Genomic DNA, 21,699 nt, shown 5'->3' with positions numbered 1-21,699 from the left:
TGATAACGTTATCATCATGATGATAAGCACTGCCAAACAATATTAACCATTCCTGTTTTAGCAATACCTTGTATTGGCTTTTTTATTCAATAAATTCATAATCTAATTTCAACGTCTTGAATATTTACTTGTAACACAACCCTTGTTCTAGCGCGTGTTTAACGGCATTTGTATCAGCTGACAAACAACAAAAACCCACAATTTTCCACCGTAAAAGCCACAGTAGATAACGCATTAACTTGCACCTTTTTCAGGTTCGCTTTACCCTCTGTGGCTTGTTGTTCGCTCACACATAACACTTTCTTTATGGCTAAACCCAACAAAAAGCTGCCCACTCGCACTGTCGATATTTTCTGCCGTCGCTGCAAAGGGCAATTATTTAAATACCATAAAGGAGGGAAAGGTAGTTTGGTGAAGTGTTTTAAGGAGCGAATTGCCGTTGACTACACAACCGAGCTTGGCGTGTGCCCACATTGCCAACAGGTGTTTGGCCGTGACACATTGGTTCGTGGTACCCCAGCATTAAAAATGATTGGCACCAAAGTAACGATGAAATAATCCAGTGACATACTCCAACAACCCGACGATTTGAGCATGCGACTGTAATCAGTTAGCGAAACCATCAATATTTGCAGTTAAATGTATTAAGGTAATAATTGATGACCGATCGTGAGCAACTTTTGACGCAGCCAATTATTCACCGGGTCTTGTTCAGCTTGTTCATGCCAATACATGTGTACCGGGATTGGTGGCACCTCAAACGGTAAAGGTGACACCGCAATAGGCAGTTTTTGCTGCAACATGCGTGCATACGCATTGGGCATGGTGAGCAACATATCACATTGGCACGCCACCGACGCGGCGGCAATATAATGCTCACAACGTAATACCACATTTCTGCTGACACCATATTTAGCCAACGCCATGTCCACCGTATCAATCGTCGATCCCTTTAAAGACACCACGCCATGCGAATAATGTTGATAATTTTCAACATTAAGCTCAGCTAAAATGGGGTGGTTTTGCCGACAAATTAACGAAAAGTGCTCATCGCATATCAACTGGCTTTTAATCCGTTTACTGGTGGGTGTGAGCATATCTATTACCAAGTCGACATGCTGCTCAGTTAACAACGGCTCAATTTCAGCAAGGGTAACTTGATGACTATCAATCCCAATATTGGGTGAGTTTTTGACAATATCGCTCAGTAAAGGTGGAAAGAAAATCGACTCTAAAATATCGCGCAACCCTAAGCGCATTATCCGAGGTTGATTAAGTACATCGTTTAACCCATCAATATTGGGTTCAGGATTTAAGGTGTTATAAAGCTCTGCCAATGACTTATCAATACTCGGCATCATTTGCTGACAAAACTCAGACGCCACCATTTTGCGCCCAAAACGGACAAACAAGGGGTCGTTATATTTACTGCGTAAGCGCGAAAGCGCATGGCTCACCGCGGGCTGAGTTAAATGCAGCTGCGCTGCCGCACGGGTAATCGACCCTTGTTGATATACCGCCTGTAAAACAATAAACAGGTTCAAATCAATTTTACTATGAATCATATTAATATTTACTCATTAACAAGCATCATTTGTATTAATACTACTTAGCGGTAGCCTAAAATTAAACCACTTTAATGAGAATGATGATGACTTCGATTGAACAGCAAATACAACAAAGCACTCGCGGCGATGCCCAGTTTAGTGTGCCGCGCCCGCCGGTATTTGACGACTCAATAGCTGAGCAAACATATTTAAAGCAAAGACTTGCCGCAGCTTTTAGAGTATTTGCCTTACACGGATTTGACGAAGGACTCGCTGGACACATTACGGTACGCGATAACATTGACCCCGACACATTCTGGGTAAATCCGTTGGCGATTCATTTTGCCCTGATTAAAGCATCAGACTTAGTTAGGGTTGATCATCAAGGTAATATCGTTGAAGGTCATCACCCCATAAACAACGCGGCGTTTGCTATTCATTCACGTATTCACCAAGCTCGCCCAGATGTGAATGCCATTGCCCATGCCCACACCACTTATGGCAGAGCTTTTTCAGCGTTAGGACAGCAGCTGCAACCCATTTCCCAAGACGCATGCGCCTTTTATAACAACCATGCATTACTAGACACCTTTACTGGCGTAGTTGCCCAGCTCAGTGAAGGCGACATGATAGCAACCGCATTAGCAGACCATTGCGCAGTGATTTTACAAAACCACGGCTTATTAACGGTAGCAAGCAGTGTCGACGCCGCTTGTGCGATTTTTTGCAGCATGGAGCGCTGTTGTCAAAGCCAGTTGCTGGCACAAGCAGCAGGACCACTTAAATTAGTCGACCACCAAACCGCGCTGCATACACGACAAGTCAACGCCTCTACGATTGTGACATGGGGAAATTTTCAACCTTTATATCAGCAAGTCCTTGCCCAAGACGCGAGTTTTTTAACCTAGGCTGATAGCTTGGTATCTTCAATAATTGCATTTAGCTAAAACGGCTCATTAAAACAGGTAATCCACAATGACAGCGTCTGTGTTAACCCAAGGCTTATTACCTTTGGCTATTGCCCTTATTATGTTTGGTATGGGCTTAAGCCTAACAATGACAGATTTCACGCGGCTATTTAGATGGCCTAAAGCGATGGTATTGGGCTTAATTGGACAAATATTGTTACTGCCGTTAATGGCGCTTCTCATCAGCGTAGCACTTGATTTGCCACCAGCAATGGCCATTGGTTTAATGATTTTATCTGCCTGCCCCGGCGGCACAACATCAAATGTTATTAGCCAATTAAGCCGCGCTAACCTGGCTCTTTCGGTGACATTAACAGGCTTAAGCACCCTCATTTGCTTACTCAGTACGCCGTTAATCATTCAATGGAGTCTGAATCATTTCAGCAGTGATAATCCTGTCGCGTTTTCATTATTAACCACAACGGTCGGCCTTAGCGCACTGACGTTACTGCCTTTGGCGCTTGGAATGTGGGTTAATCGCCATTGGGTGGTGAGCGCGCAAAAAATAGAGCCTATCTTTAGGCGCTTTTCCGCCATTTTCATGGTGCTAATGATTGCGGGGATTTTATGGCAAGAACGACAAATGCTGTCGCAATCGTTTAGCGACATGTTTCTAGCTTGTGTGCTACTTAATTTCACCAGTGTTGCCTGCGCGGTGTTGTTGTCACGCTTAGGCGGCTTAAGCAAACAAGATGCATTAACGCTCTGCATAGAAATAGGCATTCAAAATGCCACCCTAGCCATTCTGATCGCCATGACGTTTTTGAATCGCCCAGATTTAGCCGTGGCCGCAGGGGTTTATGGCGTAACCATGTATCTTGGCGCGGGGTTCATTGTATTGTGGGCAAAATGGCCAAATAAACAGCTTAGTGCGGTATCGATAAAACCTCGCCCATAAAACCAACCACGTTAGCTTACTGGCATCAATCTAAAGCCCATCGCCCCACACCGCTATCAACAGGGTTAAAAGATGTGCTTAATATTGTCTTTTAACCATGTTAAGGCGGGGTCAGCTTCGCTGTCTTGATGCCAATAAAAATGGGTATTTAAATTCGGTACATCAACGGGCATAGGCAATACCATCAGTGAGTCATCTAACAATTGCTTAGCAATAATTGACGGTAAGGTGAGCAAATAATCGGTGTTTTTAATGACATTTTTGGCCGTATAAAAGCTTTGGCAGCGTACTTTGTTTTGTCTATTAATTCCTTGTTGCAACAAGCTTATGTCTTCAATCACGTTACCGTCAATACGATTAGAGACCACAATATGTTTAGCCGCCAAATAGTGCGCTAATGATAATCGGTGTTCGCTAAAACGTTGTTTATCGACCAGCACCACAAAGTGGTCGCTCGACAAATTAGCATGCAAAATAGGCGCTTGAATTGGCCGAGCAATATCAATAACGACATCAACCAACCGATGCGCTAACTGGCGGCTCATATTACTGCGGTCGAGTTTAATACTTTTTAAAAACGCATTGGGCGCATGCTGATTTAATTGTTGTACCAGCTTGGGTAACACTATTGGCTCTAATGCTTCATGAATCGCCACAGTAAAGGTTTGCTGGCTTTGCTTGAGCTCAAACTCACCACAACGTTGCAGCACAATACGCAACTGAGACAGCAACGCCATCACCTGCGGCGCCATTTGTTGACACGCGGGTGTTGGCTCCATTATTTGCCCCTTGCGGACAAACAGTTCATCCCCTAATGACGCCCTTAACCTTTTAATGGCATGACTCACCGCTGATGGGCTGATAAATAACGTTTTGGCCACATGTGTCATGTTGCGTTCAACATATAGTGCTTCAAAAACTTTCAGTAAATTAAAGTCTATTTGCTGCAGCTGTTTTTCATTCAACATTTATCATCCCTCACAAGCTAGGCCACAACTATGAACCAAATTCATTACATGCTAACAATATATTTCACTTAATTCATTCAAACACCTGTATTAATGTAAATTGCACTGACCGATTTGGAGCAAAAAATGGACTTTCAAGCCAGCGAAAAAAGCCAAGCATATTTGGCCAAGCTCATCGCCTTTATGGATGAACATGTATACCCACAAGAACAAGCAATTATTGCTGAAAACCGCCGCTTAAATGAACACACCCTGTGGCAACATTGGCAAGTCCCCAGCGCAATAACCGCCTTAAAGCAACAAGCCAAAGCGGCAGGCTTATGGAACCTATTTTTACCTGATGCTGACTTAGGCCAAGGTTTATCTTGCCTTGAGTACGCCCCGCTTGCAGAAGAAACCGGTAAAGTATTCTTTGCTCCTGAAATATTTAACTGCAACGCGCCTGACACTGGCAACATGGAAGTCTTGTATCACTTTGGTAATGCGCAACAAAAGCAACAATGGCTCACCCCGTTGCTCAATGGCGATATTCGATCCGTCTTTGCGATGACCGAACCTGATGTTGCCTCGTCAGATGCGACCAACATGCAAGCCCGTATCGACGTTGAAGGCGATAACTTAGTGCTTAATGGCACGAAATGGTGGACGACAGGGCTTGGCCACCCGAATGCAACCGTCGCTATTTTTATGGGGTTATCGAACCCTGAAAACGCCAAACACAACCAACATTCCATGGTCATTGTGCCGCTTGATACCCCGGGCGTGACAATCAAACGTATGCTAACAGCCAACCAAGACTACGACGCACCATATGGTCATGGAGAAGTTCAGTTTACTGATGTTCGTGTGCCCAAAAGCAACTTACTTGTTGGTACTGGTAAAGGTTTTGCCATTGCTCAAGGACGCTTAGGCCCTGGGCGGATCCACCACTGTATGCGCGCGATTGGTGCTGCTGAGCGATGCTTAGCATTGATGATCAAGCGTGGCATGTCTCGCGTTGCATTTGGTCAGCCAATAATAAAACTCGGCGGCAACCTAGAGCGCGTAGCACAAGCAAGAATGGCCATTGATCAAGCACGCTTATTAACACTCAATGCCGCGTGGAAAATAGACAACGTGGGGGTAAAACATGCCATGACCGAAATATCAGCCATTAAAGTCGTCGTACCTAACATGCTGCAAATGGTCAGTGATATGGCCATTCAAGTCCACGGTGGCAGTGGCGTATCAGGTGATGTGCCACTGGCGTCATTTAACGCCATGGCGAGAATGCTTCGCCTTGCTGACGGCCCAGATGAAGTCCACATGGCAATGGTGTCACGCTTAGAATTAGCGAAGTACCGCTAATGAATAATTTATCCCCATATCGAATACTCATTACTGGCGGCGCAAGTGGCTTAGGTAAAGCCATGGCATTAACGTGGGCTAAGCATTATCAACAACAAGATAAACCCATTGCCATTTGCATTGCTGATATTCATCCACAAAGGGCATTAGAAACCCTTGATGCTTTAGATAGCTTGGGCGCAAACGCATTTTTTTGTCATTGCGATATAAGCCAAGATGATGATGTTACCCATTTAAGACAACAGGTTATCAAAGAATTTAACGGCGTTGATTGCATCATTAACAATGCCGGCGTGGCAACCGCAGGCTCACTTACCAGTGAAGATATTGCACAATGGCAGTGGCTATTTAACATTAACCTTTATGGCATGGTGCGGGTTTGCCAAACCTTTGTCGATGATTTTCGCCGCCAAGGCAACGGTTACTTTATCAATATTGCCTCTCAAGCCGCCTTAACCCCAACGCCATTAATGGCCAGCTATAACGCCGTTAAAGCTGCGGTAGTGTCGTTTTCTGAAACGTTAAAGCTAGAATTATGTGCAGATAACATTGCGGTAAGTGTTGTGTGTCCGAGTTTTTTCAAAACCAATTTAAATGAATCGCTGCGCTCAAGTGAAGCCTTAATGCACAACACCGTGGCGCGTTTATTTGAAAAAGCTGACCTGCACGCAGATGAAGTAGCGCAACACATTTACCAGCAAGCTCAACAGCAACGGTTTTTAATCTTGACGCACAAGTTAGGTAAACGGGCTTATTTTATGAAGAAATTCCTCCCGGTGGAAGTCTACCTAAAACGTGCCATTGCAGGCACAGCCAGATTGGTAGCTAAATCCAGACAAGCGCAGGAGAACAACAAATGAATCAGGCCATCATTGATAAAGCACACTCGGTTAGACAAGGCGAAGAGCTGGCTTTGGCTTGCCTTGGCCCTTGGTTGCAATCTCAAGCGTTAAATTTGCATGGTCAGCCCACCGTCACCCAATATGCTGGTGGCGCATCAAACTGGACTTACTGTTTAAGCTATGACAATACCGATGTTATTTTGCGCCGCGCACCAGCAGGAACAAAAGCAAAAGGCGCACATGACATGAAACGAGAGTTTACCTTGCAACAAGCGTTGCAACCGGTATACCCATACGTGCCCAATATGCTGAGCTTTTGCGACGATCCTAATATTATTGGCACTGACTTTTATGTCATGCAAAAACTACGCGGCATTATTCCACGCAAAAACTTACCCAAAGATCTCAGTACCAGCCCACAACAAACCCAACAGCTGTGTAAAAACGTCATCGATTGCTTAATCGAGTTGCACCAAGTTGACTACCAGCAAGCAGGCTTGAGCCATATAGCTAAAGGTGAAGGTTACATGGCGCGGCAAATAAGTGGTTGGAGCAAACGCTTTATTGACGCAAAAACATGGAATGTACCTAGCGGTAAATTTGTCATTAACTGGCTTGAAAACAACATGCCAGCCAATGAACGCATTTGCTTAACCCATAATGATTTTCGTTTTGACAACGTAGTGTTAGACCCACAAGACTACACCAAGGTCATTGGCGTGTTAGATTGGGAGTTAGCAACCTTAGGCGACCCATTAATGGATTTAGGCAATATGCTTGCCTATTGGGTTGAGGCGGATGATGACTTTCTAGCGCAAGCCACACGCCGCCAACCAACGCATTTAACCGGCATGATGACCCGCCAACAAGTGATAGAGTATTACTTAGAAAAAACCGCCATACGTTGTGACGACTTTACTTTTTATGAGGTGTACGGCTTATTTAGGTTAGCAGGCATAGTGCAGCAAATTTATTATCGTTATCATCACAAACAAACCGCTAATCCGGCTTTTAAACAGTTTTGGGTGTTTGTGCATTACTTACTTTGGCGTTGTAAAAAAGCCATTAAGGCGCAACAGCGCACCAAGCTGACATCAACGATTACTTCAGCCACATAACGAGGTCATAATGGGTTGTATTTATGTAGTTAGGCATGGGCAAGCGTCAGCATTAAGTGACGATTATGATCAGTTATCAGCTAAAGGTGAGCTGCAATCGCAAGTGCTGGGGCAATATCTCGCCGCCCAGCAGCTTACAGTTAATAACGTAATAAGTGGCACCATGAAACGCCACCAACAAACGTCAGCACTTGCGCTGCAGTCGTTGCCACAGTTAAGTTTGTCAGCACAATGGCCAGAATTAAATGAATTAGACCATCAAAATATCATTGCTAATTACGACCCGCGCTTTAGCAGTGCCAGCGCCATGTTACCCTTTGCCAAACAGGCGGATAACCCAAAAACATTTTTCTTAGAGACGTTTGGTCTAGCCATACAGAAATGGACTCAATCCACAGATAGTCACGGTTACAGCGAAACTTGGCCACAATTTGTCAGTCGTATGAATAACGCGTTAAATAAATTAATTAACCACGCCAACACTCACGGCAATGTAATGGCATTTAGTTCTGGTGGACCAATCAGTCTATTTTGTTGTCAGGCCTTAGGGATCCCGCTGACTCAGTTTCTAAAAGTTAACCAAACACTCGTCAATGCTGGACTCACCAAATTTATTACCAACAAACAAGGTCAGCTAAAACTGTCGACCCTAAATCAACACCACTATTTAGAATCCCCGCACGCTAATACACCCGAACATACCACCCTTATTACTTATACTTAATGGACGACTAGTATTATGAGAACCAATATTCTGATCACAGGCGCAAGCTCCGGCCTTGGTAAAGGAATGGCAATGGAATTTGCTAAAAAAGGCCACAATTTAGCCTTATGCGCGCGTCGGGTTGAGCGTTTAGAAGAGCTAAAACAACAACTCTTGAATATCAACCCACAGATAACGGTCATCATAAAGTCACTCGACGTAAACGACCATGATGCCGTGTTCAACGTGTTCAACGCATTTAAACAAGAACTTGGCACGCTTGACCGCATCATTGTTAATGCTGGCATGGGTAAAGGCGCATCAATTGGCCGTGGTTATATGCATGCCAACATGCAAACTGCGCAAACCAACTTTATTGCAGCAATCGCTCAATGTGAGGCTGCGGTAGAGATATTTAGACAACAAAAATCGGGACATTTGGTCACAATGTCATCCATTAGTGCTTTGCGTGGTTTTAGACGTGCGATGACAGTTTATGCCGCCACGAAAGCCGCATTAAGTTCCCTCACCGAAGGTATTCGCATCGACCTGCTAAAGACAAATATTAAGGTCAGCTGTATTCATCCAGGGTTTATCCGCAGCGAAATTAATGAAAAGGTTGAAAAAGTGCCGTTTATTGTCGACACCGAAGCGGGATGCAAAGCCTTGGTTAAAGCGATTGATAAAGAAAAGCCAACCAGTTACGTGCCTACTTGGCCTTGGGCGTTGTTACACTTTTTAATTCGCATTGCGCCGGTCAGCATATTGAGCAAAATGAGTTAAGGACGAATATTTACCCAAGCTGATGAATTCAATCCCATTTCTATTTACTTGAATTCATCAGCTTAAGGTGAGCGGCATATCACTCACCGATATATACCATTAACAGCAACAAACGCCATAACCACCAAAGCGTTGAGCCTTCATTATTGCCCCCTCAACGCTTTGGTATCCCGATTTAACGCCTTGGTTAAAAATATGATGTTGTTTTAAGCTTGATGCTAAAAACGAAAGTAGGTGTGATAAAAGAAATACACCGTGATAAGGCTGCTCATCACAATCACAAACTGCCTCATATGGTGCTGCGGAATTTGTTTCGACACCCTAGCAGACAAGTAACCACCAATTAATGTTCCCACCAATACAACACTACCCTCAAACCAAGCAATGCTGTCATTTGCAATAAACAAAATAATGGCCATTAACGACACCGACGATGACACAATTAGCTTAATGCCGTTCATGGTATTAATGTTGGTGTAGCCTGCCAATGCTAAATAACTTAGCGCAATAATCCCTAAACCAGCATTGAAAAAACCGCCATAAACACAGATACATAGCAAAACTAAAAATAACAACGCCGCACCGAACTGCGAAGCATATTTGTGCTGCCCAGATAAGCTTTTTGCAAAGGTATTTATTTTAGAACCAAAGACAAACAATAATGTGGCAAACAACAGCAGCCACGGAATGGCATGTTGAAACACACTTTCTGACGCCCACATCAACAACAATGCACCAATTGCACCACCAATTAAACTGGTAAAAATGATGACAGTAAGCGCTTTGCCGTGGCCTTTTAGCTCGCGACGAAACGCATACGCGCCACTTAAATAACCAGAAAAAGAGGAGAAGGTATTCGTTGCATTAGCACTAATGGGCGGCACACCAACAAATAACAAAGCAGGAAAGGTAATAAAGCTGCCGCCACCTGCGGCTGAATTTAACACCCCACCAACAACGCCTGCAATAAACAACAATAGTATTTCAAACACCATATAGACTCACTGGGTTATAAAACGACAAAAAGACACTCGTCAAGCTAGGTTACATAAGACACCGCTAACCAAGTAGCTTCTAATTTAACTTTGTTAAATCAGCTTTAAAAGCTGCTGTCATCCTCCCTTAAAATCAAAATGTTTTAAATAGCGTTGTCCATTTTCACTAAACAAAATGGAGAATCACAGGAAAAAGACACGCTTTACAGCAAGCCAAATGGTTAGTGAGTCTGGCGCACTGTTAGTGCCAGCGTTATGCCGCAAACATAATGTCGGTAAAAGTACCTGTTACAAATGACAACCAAAATAGGATGATATACAAGCCTCTGATTTACCCCGTATAGGTGAATTAGAAGCAGAGAACGCCAAATTTAAAAAGATGTTTGCTGATGGTCAGATCAAGACAAACCCTCGTGAGTTTAGAAGATACACCTTACTACCACTGTTGTTCGCGCATGGTACGTAAGGCGTTTTTGTGTGGTTTTGATAAATCGACTGGTGAGCACTTTGAGATCGCCGAGCGTGGGTTGATTCACGTATTGTAAAATTAGTATATTAATTATGGGTGGTAAGTTAGTTGTCCTGTCCCAGAAAATTTCGCGCTGGGCGGCTGGGTGATGCAAGGGAGTATAGCTGTTGATATCCTCTTGCTCGGGTGTGGGCGAAGCGCCACGACGTTGATTTTTTTTCAAAAATAATATAACAAACTTTGGGGCAAAACCTTCTCAGAGCAAAAGGAAAGCTATGACAACAAAGTTTTAAACTTTGTTGTCATAGTTCCAATCTTTATTGTCGAGTTTCAAACTTTAATGTCCATCAACAACAAAAATTTCATTCTAACTATTATTCTACCGTTACAGACTTAGCCAAGTTACGCGGTTGGTCAACGTCGGTACCTTTAATTAGCGCCACGTGATAAGACAGTAGTTGTAATGGAATGGTATAAATTAACGGAGCCATAAATTCATCACAATGCGGCACAGGGATCACTTTCATGGTGTCGTCTGACTCAAACTCAGCGTCAACATCAGCAAAGACATACATTAAGCCACCGCGCGCACGGACTTCTTCAACGTTTGACTTAAGTTTTTCAAGTAATTCGTTATTTGGTGCAACCACAATCACAGGCATATCGGCGTCAATTAACGCTAAAGGGCCGTGCTTTAGTTCACCTGAGGCATAAGCTTCTGCATGAATGTAAGAAATCTCTTTTAGCTTTAATGCGCCTTCCATTGCAATGGGGTATTGGTCACCACGGCCAAGGAATAATGAATGACTTTTGTCTGCAAAGTCTTCTGCTAATGCGGCAATGGCATCATCTAATCCTAATGCTTGTTCCACTTTTGCAGGCATAGACTGCAGGCTTTGCGTTATCGCTGCTTCCATTTCTGCAGACATAGCATTATGGCGACCAATTGCGGTAGTAAGCATTAACAAACCCGCAAGTTGCACGGTAAATGCTTTGGTTGAAGCAACACCAATTTCAGCGCCGGCTTTCATCATATAAGCCATGTCAGATTCACGCACAAGTGAAGAACCCGGTGCATTACAAATCGTCAATGTGGCTTTGTAACCCATTTCTTTCGCTAGGCGCATTGCAGCTAAAGTGTCGGCGGTTTCACCTGATTGGGAAATGGTAACTAATAAACTATTTGGAAACAGGTGTGACTTGCGGTAACGAAACTCTGATGCAATTTCAACATTACATGATACACCAGCCCAATCTTCTAACCAGTAACGTGCTGCCATACCTGCATGATAACTGGTACCACAAGCAATAATTTGCACGTGTTTGATGTCTTTTAATAGTTCCGCGGCTTTGTCACCAAAGGCGCTGTCTAATACTTTACCGCCAGCAATACGGCCATCAAGTGTATGAGCAATCGCCGTTGGTTGCTCATAGATTTCTTTAAGCATGTAGTGGCGATATTCACCTTTGTCACCAGCATCGTGTGTGACTTCAGACTCTTTGATTTCACGCTCAACAGGAGTGCCTTCAACGTCAAAAATATTGACTTCACGACGAGTAACTTCCGCTACATCACCTTCTTCTAGGAAAGCAAATGAACGCGTCACGGGTAATAGTGCAAGTTGATCAGAGGCAACAAAGTTTTCCCCTAAACCATAGCCAATAACTAAAGGGCTACCGCTACGAGCTACTATCATGCGTTCGCTGTCACGGCGGTCAATCACTACCGTGCCATACGCGCCTTCAAGCTGTTTAACACTGGCTTGAACCGCACTTAATAGCGTTTGATTAGTTTTAAGTTCGTGATGCACTAGGTGACAAATAACTTCGGTGTCGGTGTCTGATTCAAACACATAACCGTGACCTTTTAACATGTCGCGTAATTTGTTGTGGTTTTCAATAATGCCATTATGCACGACGGCAATGTCGCCTTGTGATTGATGTGGGTGAGCATTACGTTCACTTGGCTCACCGTGTGTTGCCCAGCGGGTATGAGCAATCCCCGTTCCACCAGCAAGCGGGCTGGTATCAAGTGCTGATGACAATTCTTGTACTTTACCAACACGACGAGTGCGCGTGAGTTCGCCGTTATTTAATACTGCGACACCTGCGCTGTCATAGCCGCGATATTCTAAACGTCTTAGTCCTTCAACTAAAATTTCTGCTACGTCTCTTTGCGCTACTGCGCCAACAATTCCACACATAATTTTGACCTAAAAATAATAATTTAATGATAATAATTTGTTGTAGATTACGCCTGCGTAATCGAGTCGACATAAGGGGCTAAAATAACCTTTACGCCGTGTTGTTCAATACTGTTAACCGCCTGCTGGGGAAGCCTGTCGTCAGACACAAACACACTAATATTGCTCCAAGGTAGCTCAAGGTTAGGAATGCGCCGGCCAATTTTTTCTGATTCAAGCATCACAACAACCTCCCGCGAAACCTCAGCCATCACTTTGCTTAAGCCGGTGAGTTCATTGAATGTTGTTGTACCTCGCGCTAAGTCAATGCCGTCAGCACCAATGAACAGTTGGTCAAAATTGTATGACCGTAAAACTTGTTCTGCTATTTGGCCTTGAAATGATTCTGAATGCGGGTCCCATGTGCCACCGGTCATCAATAATGTCGGTTCATTTTCAAGCTCTTGAATTGCGTTCGCCAGTAATAACGAATTGGTCATCACTAACAAGCCGCGTTTATTGTTTAATTGCGCAATTAGCCCCGCGGTGGTGCTGCCACTGTCGATAATAATGCGATTGTGGTCGTTAATTAATTGTGCAGCGGCTTTAGCAATTGACAGTTTGTTGGGCGCAATTTTGCTGGAAAATGATTGAATGACTTCATCAGGTACGGCAACTGCACCGCCATAACGGCGCAGTAATAAACCGCTTTTCTCTAATGTGGCGAGATCTTTTCGAATGGTCACTTCAGAGGTTTCGAAACGTAAGGAAAGCTCTTCAACACTTACTTCGCCTTGGGCGTTGAGCAAGTTAATAATGCTGTGACGACGCTGTTGAGTGTTTCGTTTATTCATTTATCTTTCATTAAGTTTCGATTCGAAAGATACATTATAATCAAACGAAACTTATTTGCTATATTTTTAAGCGTAAAAAAGCCACTATCGAATGATAGTGGCTGATGTTTCTAACAAAATGTGCTGATTTAGAATAGCACTTGCAATGCCAAACTCACGTGGCGACCGTCACCAATGGTAACGTCGGTATTGTTACCACCTGCAAGGTATTCGCTATCAAATAGGTTTTTGATATTCATCCGCACGCTGACGTCACTGCCTTTAATGTTCATCGAATAAGCAGCACCTAAGTCAAAGCGTACATAAGCATCTTTGGTGATGGTGTTAGCTTGGTTGGCATAGCGCTCACCCACATAAATAGCACCAAAGTTAAAGGCTAAGTCTTGGGTCATTTCATAACGAGTCCAAATATTGGCTGACCATTTTGGCGCATCAATGGGTGTTTTGCCATTTAATGCATCTGACTCTGGGCGCACATATTCTGCATCAAGGTTCATCATTGAACCGGTCATAAACCAGCTATCACTTATCTGACCTTGTGCGCCTACTTCAAACCCTTTATGGCGTTGCTCGCCCGACTGAGTCGTAATTGTAGTGTTGTCGTCAATATCTTCAGTAACGGTCACGTTGTCGACCGTAATATCAAACACCGCACTGGTTAATAATAAGCTGCCATCGAGTAGTTCCCACTTGGTGCCAATTTCGTATTGAATACCATATTCAGGGTCTAGATTCATTTGGTCATTAACGTCGTTTTCATCGTTAACAATGCTTTGTGGGGTAAAGCTTTTAGAATAATTGGCGTAAATACTCCCATTGTCTGTTGGTGAGTAGATGACCCCAAATTTTGGCGATACAGCATAGCTGTTGTTACCTGCACCATCACGCTTTTGTTCGTCATAACGCACGCCTGCAAGCGCCTGCCATTGATCGTTAATGGTAATAAGGTCTTGGAAGTAAAAACCATAATGCTTGTATTCGGTGACTGACTTGTCAGTATCTCGTCTGTAGTCAACATCGGGGCGGTCAATCGGTACACCAGGGGTAACATCGATAACGGTTTCACCGTTTTCACCAAGGTAGCTATCACGTAGCTGACCATAGTAATAATCAAGAATGTTAGCGCCAACTAATAGTTGATGGCTTATTTCACCGGTGTACACCTCGCCAGTGAAGTCTACATAAGCGGTTTTGTGCTGCCAGTCGTCATAACGGTCAAACGGTTTAATCGTGTAACCATCTGTCATGGCGTCTTGGTTGTATTGCGGTGATGAGTCTAAGCGTTGCCGATTAAACTGTTGATCGTTAAAACCAGTTTTGACTTTCCAGCTATCAGATAAATGGTACGTTAAATCAAGTCCTAAATTGGAAATGGTGTTGTCAGTAAATGCCCAAGACTGATCCCAGATAATATCATTACCACCAATTACTTCACCGTCGTCATTTAACCAACCACCACGGTCAATACCAGTTTTATCTTGGGTATGGTCGTATTTAACAGCAAGTAATAAGTCGTCGCTAATATCAAATTCAAGGTTAATATAACCTAACCAGCGATCACGTTCTTGATTGCTACCATCTTGATATTCACGTGAATACGTAGAGTCTTGCTTTACTAATACACTGCGATAACGAATGGTTTCAGACTCATTTAGCGCGCCACCAGCATCAAGTTGAAAACGGGTTGAACCATTTTCATCAGTATCAAAACCAAATTCAAATTGGGTTTCAGCGGTTGGCTTTTTGGTTACCATATTAATCAAGCCACCAGGGCCTGATTGACCATAAAGCATGCTTGATGGCCCTTTTAATACTTCAACTTGCTGCAGTGTTTCAATGGGTTGAACATAGTGTGACCATTGCTGTTGGCCGTTAATCAAAAAACCTGAACCCGAGGCGAGTTCAAATCCACGGATATTGAAAACCTGACGGTTCCATTTTTCACTTCCGCCAGTCACACTAGAATCATTCACTAATACTTCTGATAGATTCGTTGCAAGTTGTTCGTCAGTAACAAAGTCTGGGATAACGGTAACAGATTGAGGTGTTTCGAGGATTGACATATCACCACGCATCGCACCTGATGATGACCCCACTTTATAGTCGTTAAACTGACGTCCGGTGACGGCAATTCGTTCAATATTGCCATCATCAGGGGTAATATTTCCTTCAGCATTAACGGCTGTAGGAGTAAAACAGGCGGCGATTGCTAACGATAAGCAAGATAACTTAGTTAATGATTTCATCCATCAATCCATTCACATTATGTTGATGCGGGCAATGATAAATGAGAATTATTTTCATTAAATATTATTTACGTTAACTTTACCTTGTTAGTTAATTTGTTAACAAAAAAGGAAGGTTATGTAACCTTCCCTTTGGGGTGTTATATGCAATAGAGATTATTTTTTTGGCTGTTTTACTGGTCGATGCCAGTCAGCAATGTGACGCTGTTTTACTCGAGTAATCACCAATTCATTTTCGCCAACATCACGAGTGATAGTTGAGCCAGCACCAAGCGTTGCACCGCGGCCAATAGTTACTGGTGCAACTAATTGAGTGTCACTACCGACAAAGACGTCATCTTCAATCTTGGTTAAGTGTTTATTGGCACCATCGTAATTACAGGTAATTGTGCCGCAGCCAATATTTACCCCAGCACCAATTTCAGCATCGCCGAGGTAAGTTAGGTGGCCAGCTTTTGAGCCTTTGCCTAAACGGGCTTTTTTCATTTCAACAAAGTTACCAATATGGCTGTCTTCAACCAATTCAGAACCCGGGCGCATACGTGCAAAAGGCCCTGCACTACTTGCTGGCCCTACTGTCGCGTTTTCAATAATGGTATAAGGCTTAATTGTCGCGCCATCAGCAATGGTTGAATTAATCACAATAACACCTGCACCGAGTGTCACATTATTACCTAAGGTCACCTTGCCTTCTAATACCACGTTGACGTCTATCATTACGTCCATACCCACGCTGACGTCACCGCGAATATCAATTCGAGCAGGGTCACGCATATTGGCGCCAGCAATCATTAGCTTTTCAGCTTCTCGTTGCTGATAAGCACGTTCAAGTTGTGCCAGTTGCACGCGGTTATTTGCCCCTTCAACCTCAATAGCTGACTCAGGTTGTGCTGTGGTAATGTCTACGCCATCAGCATGTGCCATCGCAATAATATCTGTCAGATAGTATTCACCTTGAGCATTACTATTAGAAAGTTGGCTTAACCAATGTTTTAACTGTTTACCCGGTACAGCCATAATGCCGGTATTCACTTCATTAATAAGTAATTGTTCTGGGGTGGCATCTTTTTGCTCAACAATACCGATAACGTTACCGGCACTGTTGTCGCTATTAGCTACGCGTACAATCCGGCCATAGCCGGTTGGGTTAGCTAAGTTGACGGTTAAAATTGCCAAGCCATTTTCGGTTCTTGCTTGTAAAAGCTTTTCAAGTGTCGCTGCTTGAATCAGTGGCACGTCACCATAAAGAATTAACACGGTGTCATCATCAGCGATATTTGGGTTAGCTTGTGCAACAGCATGTCCTGTGCCTAATTGCTCAGCTTGTAATACCCAATTAAGTTGTTGTTCACCAAGTTTGGCTTGGAGTTTGTCCGCACCGTATCCGTATACCAATTGAATGGCATCACTACCGATACTGTTGGCGGTATCGATAACATGTTGCACCATGCTTTTATGGGCAATGGGATGGAGAACTTTTGGGAGATCTGAACGCATGCGAGTTCCTTTGCCTGCGGCCAAAATCACAACATTAAGTGTCATGGATATTTCCTTGATCTAATCACAATGAATTAACTGGTTTGTTTGGCAATTTTAATGGAATAGCCAAATAAAAGCGACTGTCGCGTAATTGCTGGTTGTTTGTTGCTAATAGGTTTAGACGTTTTAATCATTTGACTAAAATATCACCTAACACTATTATATCGTATAATTACAATATAACGATTTAGTTTAATTTGAGGTAACAAATGCTAACTCAATTTACGCCACTATCTGCACTGTTAGGTGGTGCTTTTCTTGGCTTTGCAGCGTTATTACTTTTAATTGGCAACGGAAAGATTGCCGGTATATCTGGAATAACCAGTAAAGCTATTAACCCTAAACACGCTAAAAGTTGGCATTGGAGCTTTGTTTTAGGATTAATCGTCGGCCCACTTTTATTGCCGTTGAGTCGCTTTGAGTTACCCCAAAACTTCGACAGCAGTTGGCTTGCTATTATTGTGGGTGGCTTTTTAGTCGGCCTTGGTAGCGTGATAGGTTCTGGGTGTACCAGTGGTCATGGAGTTTGTGGTATCGGTCGTTTTTCAAAACGTTCAATTATTGCCACGATTACTTTTATGTTCACCGCGGTTGTGGTGGTGTTTTTACGCCAACATTTTGCAATTAGCTTATAGGAGCCAACAATATGCCAACGGTTATCGCTTTTATTGCAGGGTTACTATTTAGTTTTGGGCTGGTTATTTCGCAAATGGTTAACCCAAGCAAGGTCATCAACTTTTTAAATATTACAGGGACTTGGGATCCAAGCTTAGCTTTTGTGATGCTTGGCGCTATTGCGGTGTTTGCTAGCGGCTTTTTTGTTCTCAAGCCAAATAAACCGCTTTTTAATAGTGAGTTTGATCTTCCAAGTAAAACAAACATCGATAAGCCGCTTATTATCGGCGCAGTTTTATTTGGTTTAGGTTGGGGAATAACAGGCATTTGTCCTGGACCAGCTCTGGCAAATATCAGCGGATTATCTCCAAAAATATGGGGGTTTATTTGTATGATGCTGGTGGGAATGACAATAGCAAATAAGGTAAAACAGCATAAATGAAACTAGAAGAAATGCAGGCTAATGCTGCTCAGGCTGTTAACTTACTTAAAGCAATGGGAAATGAAAATAGATTGATGATTCTGTGCTTATTGCACGATAAAGAATTATCGGTGACCGAGCTTAATCAGCAGTTAGCAATTCCGCAGTCATCATTGTCACAGCAATTAGGGGCATTGCGACGAGAAGGCTTTGTTAACACTCGAAGAGCGTCGCAAACAGTGTATTACTCATTATCGAGTACCGAGGTAATTGAAGTCATCCACACATTGCATAAACTTTATTGTAAATAGTTCGAGTCATTAGTCATTAGTCATTAGTCATTAGTCATTAGAAAACGATAAAAAATTTCAACAAAAAAGGCGCCCTAAGGCGCCTTTTTTTAATCAAACAAAACCTTATTTGGTGATGTTCTTTTTGATGGTGTCGACAACGCGAAGCTGTGCAATGGCTTGAGCTAGCTCAACCGCTGCTGCTGCGTAGTTGAAGTCAGCGCCAGCATCCGCCATAGCGGTTTCTGCACGGTGTTTAGCTTCTGCAGCTTCTTGCTCGTCAATATCATCTGCACGTTTAACAACGTCAGCCAAAACAGAAATTGAAGTTGGTTGAACTTCCAGGATACCACCTGAAAGATAAAACAGCTCTTCAGTTCCATCTTGTTTAACGATACGTGCCATGCCAGGCTTGATTTTGGTCAGTAATGCTGTGTGACCAGGCATAATACCTAATTCACCATCTACACCCGTCACTTGTAGCGATGCTACTCGATCAGAAACGATATGATTTTCTGCACTTACAATATCAAGCTGTACTGTCGTGGCTGCCATCCGTTCTCCTTTAAACTATCATTCTGTATTAATACAGCATCAATAGTTATTTTTTGTTAGCTTTCTCAACGGCTTCGTCGATTGAACCAACCATGTAGAACGCTTGCTCTGGAAGGTGATCAAACTCACCATCTAGAATACCCTTGAAGCCACGAATGGTGTCTTTAAGAGAAACGTACTTACCTGGAGAACCAGTGAATACTTCAGCAACGAAGAAAGGCTGTGAAAGATATTTTTCAATCTTACGAGCACGGAATACAGTTGTTTTATCTTCATCAGATAATTCATCCATACCTAGGATCGCAATAATATCTTTCAGCTCTTTATAACGCTGAAGTACAGTTTGAACACCACTAGCAACATCATAATGTTCTTGACCAACAATTTGCGGGTCAAGCTGACGTGAAGTTGAATCCAATGGGTCAACCGCTGGATAAATACCTAACGAAGCAATGTTACGTGACAGTACAACAGTCGCATCTAAGTGAGCGAAAGTTGTCGCTGGCGATGGATCCGTTAAATCATCCGCAGGTACGTATACGGCTTGAACAGAGGTAATAGACCCTGTTTTAGTCGATGTAATACGCTCCTGAAGTACACCCATCTCTTCAGCCAATGTTGGCTGGTAACCTACTGCTGATGGCATACGGCCTAGCAGTGCAGATACTTCAGTACCCGCTAAGGTGTAACGATAGATGTTATCAACGAAGAAAAGAACGTCTTTACCTTCGTCACGGAACTTCTCAGCCATTGTTAGACCAGTTAGTGCCACACGTAGACGGTTTCCTGGAGGTTCATTCATCTGACCATATACCATGGCCACTTTATCTAGAACGCCTGAATCTTCCATCTCGTAGTAGAAGTCGTTACCCTCACGAGTACGCTCACCTACACCAGCGAAAACTGATAAACCTGAGTGTGCTTTTGCGATGTTGTTAATAAGTTCCATCATGTTGACGGTCTTACCAACACCAGCACCACCAAACAGACCAACTTTACCACCTTTAGCGAATGGACATACAAGGTCGATAACCTTGATACCAGTCTCTAAAAGTTCAGTTGTGTTTGATTGATCTTCGTATGAAGGAGCTTCACGGTGAATCTCATAACGATCTTCTTCACCGATAGGGCCAGCTTCATCTACTGGTTGACCTAATACGTTCATAATACGGCCAAGGGTTTTTTCCCCAACCGGAACGGTAATTGGTGAACCAGAGTTAACAACCTCTAAGCCACGACGCAGACCATCAGAAGAACCCATAGCGATGGTACGAACTACACCACCACCTAATTGTTGCTGAACTTCCAGCACTAATTCTTCACTTTTGATCTCTAGAGCGTCATATACCTGAGGTACGGCATCATGTGGAAACTCAACGTCCACAACCGCGCCAATTACTTGGACAACAGTACCTGTGCTCATGATTAATCCTCTAAAACTTGTATTCGTTACCTAGCCTAAACAGCAGCAGCACCTGAAACAATTTCCGACAGTTCTTGCGTAATCGCAGCCTGACGAGCCTTGTTATAGACCAACTCCAAGTCACTGATAAGTTCACCAGCATTGTCCGTCGCAGCTTTCATAGCAACCATACGAGCTGCTTGTTCTGATGCGATGTTTTCAACAACACCTTGGTAAACTTGAGACTCTACATAACGCACCAATAATGTTTCCAAAAGTTCTTTTGGATCTGGTTCGTATAAGTAGTCCCAGTGATGAGAAATCTCATCTTCTTCTGACTTAGGCAAAGGTAGCAGCTGTTCGATCACTGGCGTTTGCGTCATTGTGTTAACAAATTTGTTGAACACAACGTACAAACGATCCAACTTGCCTTCGTTGTATGCTTCTAGCATGACGCGTACTGTTCCAATCAAGTCAGCGAGCTTTGGCGCATCGCCTAAACCTGAAGTGAAAGCAGAAACTTGTCCACCAAAGCTATTGAAGAATTGTACGCTACGTGCACCAATAGGGCAGAAGTCTACTTCTACTCCGGCTTCACGTTGCTTCTTCACGTCTGCGACAACCTTTTTGAAAAGGTTAACGTTCAGACCACCACAAAGACCACGGTCGGTTGACACAACAATGTAACCAACTCGCTTGGCTTCTCGGACTTCCAAATAAGGATGCTTATATTCGAGAGAACCTAGCGCTACGTGACCGATCACCTTACGCATATTTTCTGCGTATGGACGACTAGAAGCCATGCGATCTTGTGCTTTACGCATTTTGCTCGCGGCAACCATTTCCATTGCAGACGTGATCTTCTGAGTGTTTTGTACACTCGCGATCTTGGTTTTAATCTCTTTAGCGTTGGCCATCTTTACTCTCCAATCTGGACCTGAGGTGCCAAAGCACCT

General features: G+C 43.4%; 21 protein-coding genes and 1 pseudogene. 12 read left to right on the top strand and 10 right to left on the bottom strand.

Going from position 1 to position 21,699, the window contains the following annotated elements; genetic code table 11:
- The first annotated feature begins 306 nt into the window (after positions 1-306).
- Positions 307-558, top strand: coding sequence for a hypothetical protein (locus G3R48_RS13100; RefSeq protein ID WP_153665397.1), 252 nt, complete (start codon positions 307-309; stop codon positions 556-558).
- A gap of 86 nt (positions 559-644) precedes the next feature.
- Here G3R48_RS13100 and G3R48_RS13095 read toward each other — a convergent pair whose 3' ends face one another.
- The gene (locus G3R48_RS13095; protein ID WP_153665399.1) at positions 645-1,565 is read right to left on the bottom strand and encodes a LysR family transcriptional regulator; all 921 of its coding nucleotides are present in this window, start codon (positions 1,563-1,565) and stop codon (positions 645-647) included.
- 83 nt (positions 1,566-1,648) lie between these two features.
- Between G3R48_RS13095 and G3R48_RS13090 the strand changes: the two genes are divergently transcribed.
- The gene (locus tag G3R48_RS13090; protein ID WP_153665401.1) at positions 1,649-2,455 is read left to right on the top strand and encodes a class II aldolase/adducin family protein; all 807 of its coding nucleotides are present in this window, start codon (positions 1,649-1,651) and stop codon (positions 2,453-2,455) included.
- Positions 2,456-2,522: 67 nt separating this feature from the next.
- Complete coding sequence (locus G3R48_RS13085) at positions 2,523-3,413, top strand: bile acid:sodium symporter family protein (protein ID WP_153665403.1); 891 nt, start codon at positions 2,523-2,525, stop codon at positions 3,411-3,413.
- A 65-nt stretch (positions 3,414-3,478) separates the two neighbouring features.
- On the opposite strand, the gene G3R48_RS13080 is transcribed toward G3R48_RS13085, so the two are convergent.
- Positions 3,479-4,381 (bottom strand): LysR family transcriptional regulator, encoded by a 903-nt coding sequence (locus G3R48_RS13080; protein WP_153665405.1) that lies wholly within the window; start codon positions 4,379-4,381, stop codon positions 3,479-3,481.
- 126 nt (positions 4,382-4,507) lie between these two features.
- Here G3R48_RS13080 and G3R48_RS13075 point away from each other — a divergent pair, with 126 nt between their 5' ends.
- The 5 genes from G3R48_RS13075 to G3R48_RS13055 are packed head-to-tail and all read left to right on the top strand — an operon-like array spanning position 4,508 to position 9,174.
- Positions 4,508-5,728, top strand: a complete 1,221-nt coding sequence (locus G3R48_RS13075) for an acyl-CoA dehydrogenase family protein (protein ID WP_153665407.1) — start codon at positions 4,508-4,510, stop codon at positions 5,726-5,728.
- Positions 5,728-6,588: an SDR family oxidoreductase gene (locus tag G3R48_RS13070; RefSeq protein ID WP_153665409.1), complete on the top strand. Its 861-nt coding sequence runs from the start codon at positions 5,728-5,730 to the stop codon at positions 6,586-6,588. The genes G3R48_RS13075 and G3R48_RS13070 overlap by 1 nt, the downstream gene beginning before the upstream one ends.
- Complete coding sequence (locus G3R48_RS13065; RefSeq protein WP_153665411.1) at positions 6,585-7,688, top strand: phosphotransferase family protein; 1,104 nt, start codon at positions 6,585-6,587, stop codon at positions 7,686-7,688. Before G3R48_RS13070 ends, G3R48_RS13065 begins: the two co-directional genes overlap by 4 nt.
- Positions 7,689-7,698: 10 nt before the next feature.
- Positions 7,699-8,412 carry a histidine phosphatase family protein gene (locus tag G3R48_RS13060; protein WP_153665413.1) on the top strand — a complete coding sequence of 238 codons (714 nt, stop codon included), beginning with the start codon at positions 7,699-7,701 and terminating at the stop codon, positions 8,410-8,412.
- 15 nt (positions 8,413-8,427) lie between these two features.
- A complete protein-coding gene (locus G3R48_RS13055) occupies positions 8,428-9,174 on the top strand; it encodes an SDR family oxidoreductase (protein WP_153665415.1) in 747 nt (248 codons plus the stop codon).
- Between the two features lie 218 nt (positions 9,175-9,392).
- Here G3R48_RS13055 and G3R48_RS13050 read toward each other — a convergent pair whose 3' ends face one another.
- The gene (locus G3R48_RS13050) at positions 9,393-10,169 is read right to left on the bottom strand and encodes a sulfite exporter TauE/SafE family protein (RefSeq protein WP_153665417.1); all 777 of its coding nucleotides are present in this window, start codon (positions 10,167-10,169) and stop codon (positions 9,393-9,395) included.
- 389 nt (positions 10,170-10,558) lie between these two features.
- Between G3R48_RS13050 and G3R48_RS17435 the strand changes: the two are divergent.
- Positions 10,559-10,719, top strand: a pseudogene (locus G3R48_RS17435) (transposase); the annotation flags it as partial.
- A 293-nt stretch (positions 10,720-11,012) separates the two neighbouring features.
- Here the strand turns inward: G3R48_RS17435 and glmS are convergent.
- From glmS to glmU, 4 genes are all read right to left on the bottom strand, one after another.
- Positions 11,013-12,842: a glutamine--fructose-6-phosphate transaminase (isomerizing) gene (glmS, locus tag G3R48_RS13045; protein WP_153665419.1), complete on the bottom strand. Its 1,830-nt coding sequence runs from the start codon at positions 12,840-12,842 to the stop codon at positions 11,013-11,015.
- Positions 12,843-12,889: 47 nt separating this feature from the next.
- Positions 12,890-13,675 carry a DeoR/GlpR family DNA-binding transcription regulator gene (locus tag G3R48_RS13040; protein WP_153665421.1) on the bottom strand — a complete coding sequence of 262 codons (786 nt, stop codon included), beginning with the start codon at positions 13,673-13,675 and terminating at the stop codon, positions 12,890-12,892.
- A 128-nt stretch (positions 13,676-13,803) separates the two neighbouring features.
- Positions 13,804-15,921 carry a TonB-dependent receptor gene (locus G3R48_RS13035; RefSeq protein ID WP_153665423.1) on the bottom strand — a complete coding sequence of 706 codons (2,118 nt, stop codon included), beginning with the start codon at positions 15,919-15,921 and terminating at the stop codon, positions 13,804-13,806.
- 156 nt (positions 15,922-16,077) lie between these two features.
- Positions 16,078-17,463 (bottom strand): bifunctional UDP-N-acetylglucosamine diphosphorylase/glucosamine-1-phosphate N-acetyltransferase GlmU, encoded by a 1,386-nt coding sequence (gene glmU / locus G3R48_RS13030; RefSeq protein WP_153665426.1) that lies wholly within the window; start codon positions 17,461-17,463, stop codon positions 16,078-16,080.
- 206 nt (positions 17,464-17,669) lie between these two features.
- On the opposite strand from glmU, the gene G3R48_RS13025 reads away from it, so the two are divergent.
- From G3R48_RS13025 to G3R48_RS13015, 3 genes are read left to right on the top strand one after another with little or no spacing between them, the layout of a single operon-like run.
- On the top strand, positions 17,670-18,095 hold the full coding sequence (locus tag G3R48_RS13025; RefSeq protein WP_153665428.1) for a YeeE/YedE family protein: 426 nt from the start codon (positions 17,670-17,672) through the stop codon (positions 18,093-18,095).
- A gap of 11 nt (positions 18,096-18,106) precedes the next feature.
- Positions 18,107-18,517, top strand: a complete 411-nt coding sequence (locus tag G3R48_RS13020; protein ID WP_153665430.1) for a YeeE/YedE family protein — start codon at positions 18,107-18,109, stop codon at positions 18,515-18,517.
- Positions 18,514-18,807 carry an ArsR/SmtB family transcription factor gene (locus G3R48_RS13015; RefSeq protein WP_153665432.1) on the top strand — a complete coding sequence of 98 codons (294 nt, stop codon included), beginning with the start codon at positions 18,514-18,516 and terminating at the stop codon, positions 18,805-18,807. Before G3R48_RS13020 ends, G3R48_RS13015 begins: the two co-directional genes overlap by 4 nt.
- Before the next feature lie 105 nt (positions 18,808-18,912).
- On the opposite strand, the gene G3R48_RS13010 is transcribed toward G3R48_RS13015, so the two are convergent.
- The 3 genes from G3R48_RS13010 to atpG are packed head-to-tail and all read right to left on the bottom strand — an operon-like array spanning position 18,913 to position 21,660.
- Positions 18,913-19,341 (bottom strand): F0F1 ATP synthase subunit epsilon, encoded by a 429-nt coding sequence (locus G3R48_RS13010; protein WP_153665434.1) that lies wholly within the window; start codon positions 19,339-19,341, stop codon positions 18,913-18,915.
- A gap of 46 nt (positions 19,342-19,387) precedes the next feature.
- Positions 19,388-20,764, bottom strand: a complete 1,377-nt coding sequence (gene atpD, locus G3R48_RS13005; RefSeq protein WP_153665436.1) for a F0F1 ATP synthase subunit beta — start codon at positions 20,762-20,764, stop codon at positions 19,388-19,390.
- Positions 20,765-20,799: 35 nt separating this feature from the next.
- Positions 20,800-21,660 carry a F0F1 ATP synthase subunit gamma gene (gene atpG / locus G3R48_RS13000; RefSeq protein ID WP_153665438.1) on the bottom strand — a complete coding sequence of 287 codons (861 nt, stop codon included), beginning with the start codon at positions 21,658-21,660 and terminating at the stop codon, positions 20,800-20,802.
- Positions 21,661-21,699 lie beyond the last annotated feature (39 nt).

Origin of the sequence: Shewanella intestini (assembly GCF_018221465.1) — a bacterium.
Lineage (GTDB): Bacteria > Pseudomonadota > Gammaproteobacteria > Enterobacterales > Shewanellaceae > Shewanella > Shewanella intestini.
Note: the sequence above shows the minus strand (reverse complement) of the source record. Positions and strands in the feature narration are given on the sequence as shown.

Excerpts from the sequence above, each read along its gene's own strand:
- G3R48_RS13100 (WP_153665397.1), top strand. The coding sequence starts at position 307 with ATGGCTAAACCCAACAAAAAGCTGCCCACTCGCACTGTCGATATTTTC.
- G3R48_RS13095 (WP_153665399.1), bottom strand. The coding sequence starts at position 1,565 with ATGATTCATAGTAAAATTGATTTGAACCTGTTTATTGTTTTACAGGCG.
- G3R48_RS13090 (WP_153665401.1), top strand. The coding sequence starts at position 1,649 with ATGATGACTTCGATTGAACAGCAAATACAACAAAGCACTCGCGGCGAT.
- G3R48_RS13085 (WP_153665403.1), top strand. The coding sequence starts at position 2,523 with ATGACAGCGTCTGTGTTAACCCAAGGCTTATTACCTTTGGCTATTGCC.
- G3R48_RS13080 (WP_153665405.1), bottom strand. The coding sequence starts at position 4,381 with ATGTTGAATGAAAAACAGCTGCAGCAAATAGACTTTAATTTACTGAAA.
- G3R48_RS13075 (WP_153665407.1), top strand. The coding sequence starts at position 4,508 with ATGGACTTTCAAGCCAGCGAAAAAAGCCAAGCATATTTGGCCAAGCTC.
- G3R48_RS13070 (WP_153665409.1), top strand. The coding sequence starts at position 5,728 with ATGAATAATTTATCCCCATATCGAATACTCATTACTGGCGGCGCAAGT.
- G3R48_RS13065 (WP_153665411.1), top strand. The coding sequence starts at position 6,585 with ATGAATCAGGCCATCATTGATAAAGCACACTCGGTTAGACAAGGCGAA.
- G3R48_RS13060 (WP_153665413.1), top strand. The coding sequence starts at position 7,699 with ATGGGTTGTATTTATGTAGTTAGGCATGGGCAAGCGTCAGCATTAAGT.
- G3R48_RS13055 (WP_153665415.1), top strand. The coding sequence starts at position 8,428 with ATGAGAACCAATATTCTGATCACAGGCGCAAGCTCCGGCCTTGGTAAA.
- G3R48_RS13050 (WP_153665417.1), bottom strand. The coding sequence starts at position 10,169 with ATGGTGTTTGAAATACTATTGTTGTTTATTGCAGGCGTTGTTGGTGGG.
- glmS (WP_153665419.1), bottom strand. The coding sequence starts at position 12,842 with ATGTGTGGAATTGTTGGCGCAGTAGCGCAAAGAGACGTAGCAGAAATT.
- G3R48_RS13040 (WP_153665421.1), bottom strand. The coding sequence starts at position 13,675 with ATGAATAAACGAAACACTCAACAGCGTCGTCACAGCATTATTAACTTG.
- G3R48_RS13035 (WP_153665423.1), bottom strand. The coding sequence starts at position 15,921 with ATGAAATCATTAACTAAGTTATCTTGCTTATCGTTAGCAATCGCCGCC.
- glmU (WP_153665426.1), bottom strand. The coding sequence starts at position 17,463 with ATGACACTTAATGTTGTGATTTTGGCCGCAGGCAAAGGAACTCGCATG.
- G3R48_RS13025 (WP_153665428.1), top strand. The coding sequence starts at position 17,670 with ATGCTAACTCAATTTACGCCACTATCTGCACTGTTAGGTGGTGCTTTT.
- G3R48_RS13020 (WP_153665430.1), top strand. The coding sequence starts at position 18,107 with ATGCCAACGGTTATCGCTTTTATTGCAGGGTTACTATTTAGTTTTGGG.
- G3R48_RS13015 (WP_153665432.1), top strand. The coding sequence starts at position 18,514 with ATGAAACTAGAAGAAATGCAGGCTAATGCTGCTCAGGCTGTTAACTTA.
- G3R48_RS13010 (WP_153665434.1), bottom strand. The coding sequence starts at position 19,341 with ATGGCAGCCACGACAGTACAGCTTGATATTGTAAGTGCAGAAAATCAT.
- atpD (WP_153665436.1), bottom strand. The coding sequence starts at position 20,764 with ATGAGCACAGGTACTGTTGTCCAAGTAATTGGCGCGGTTGTGGACGTT.
- atpG (WP_153665438.1), bottom strand. The coding sequence starts at position 21,660 with ATGGCCAACGCTAAAGAGATTAAAACCAAGATCGCGAGTGTACAAAAC.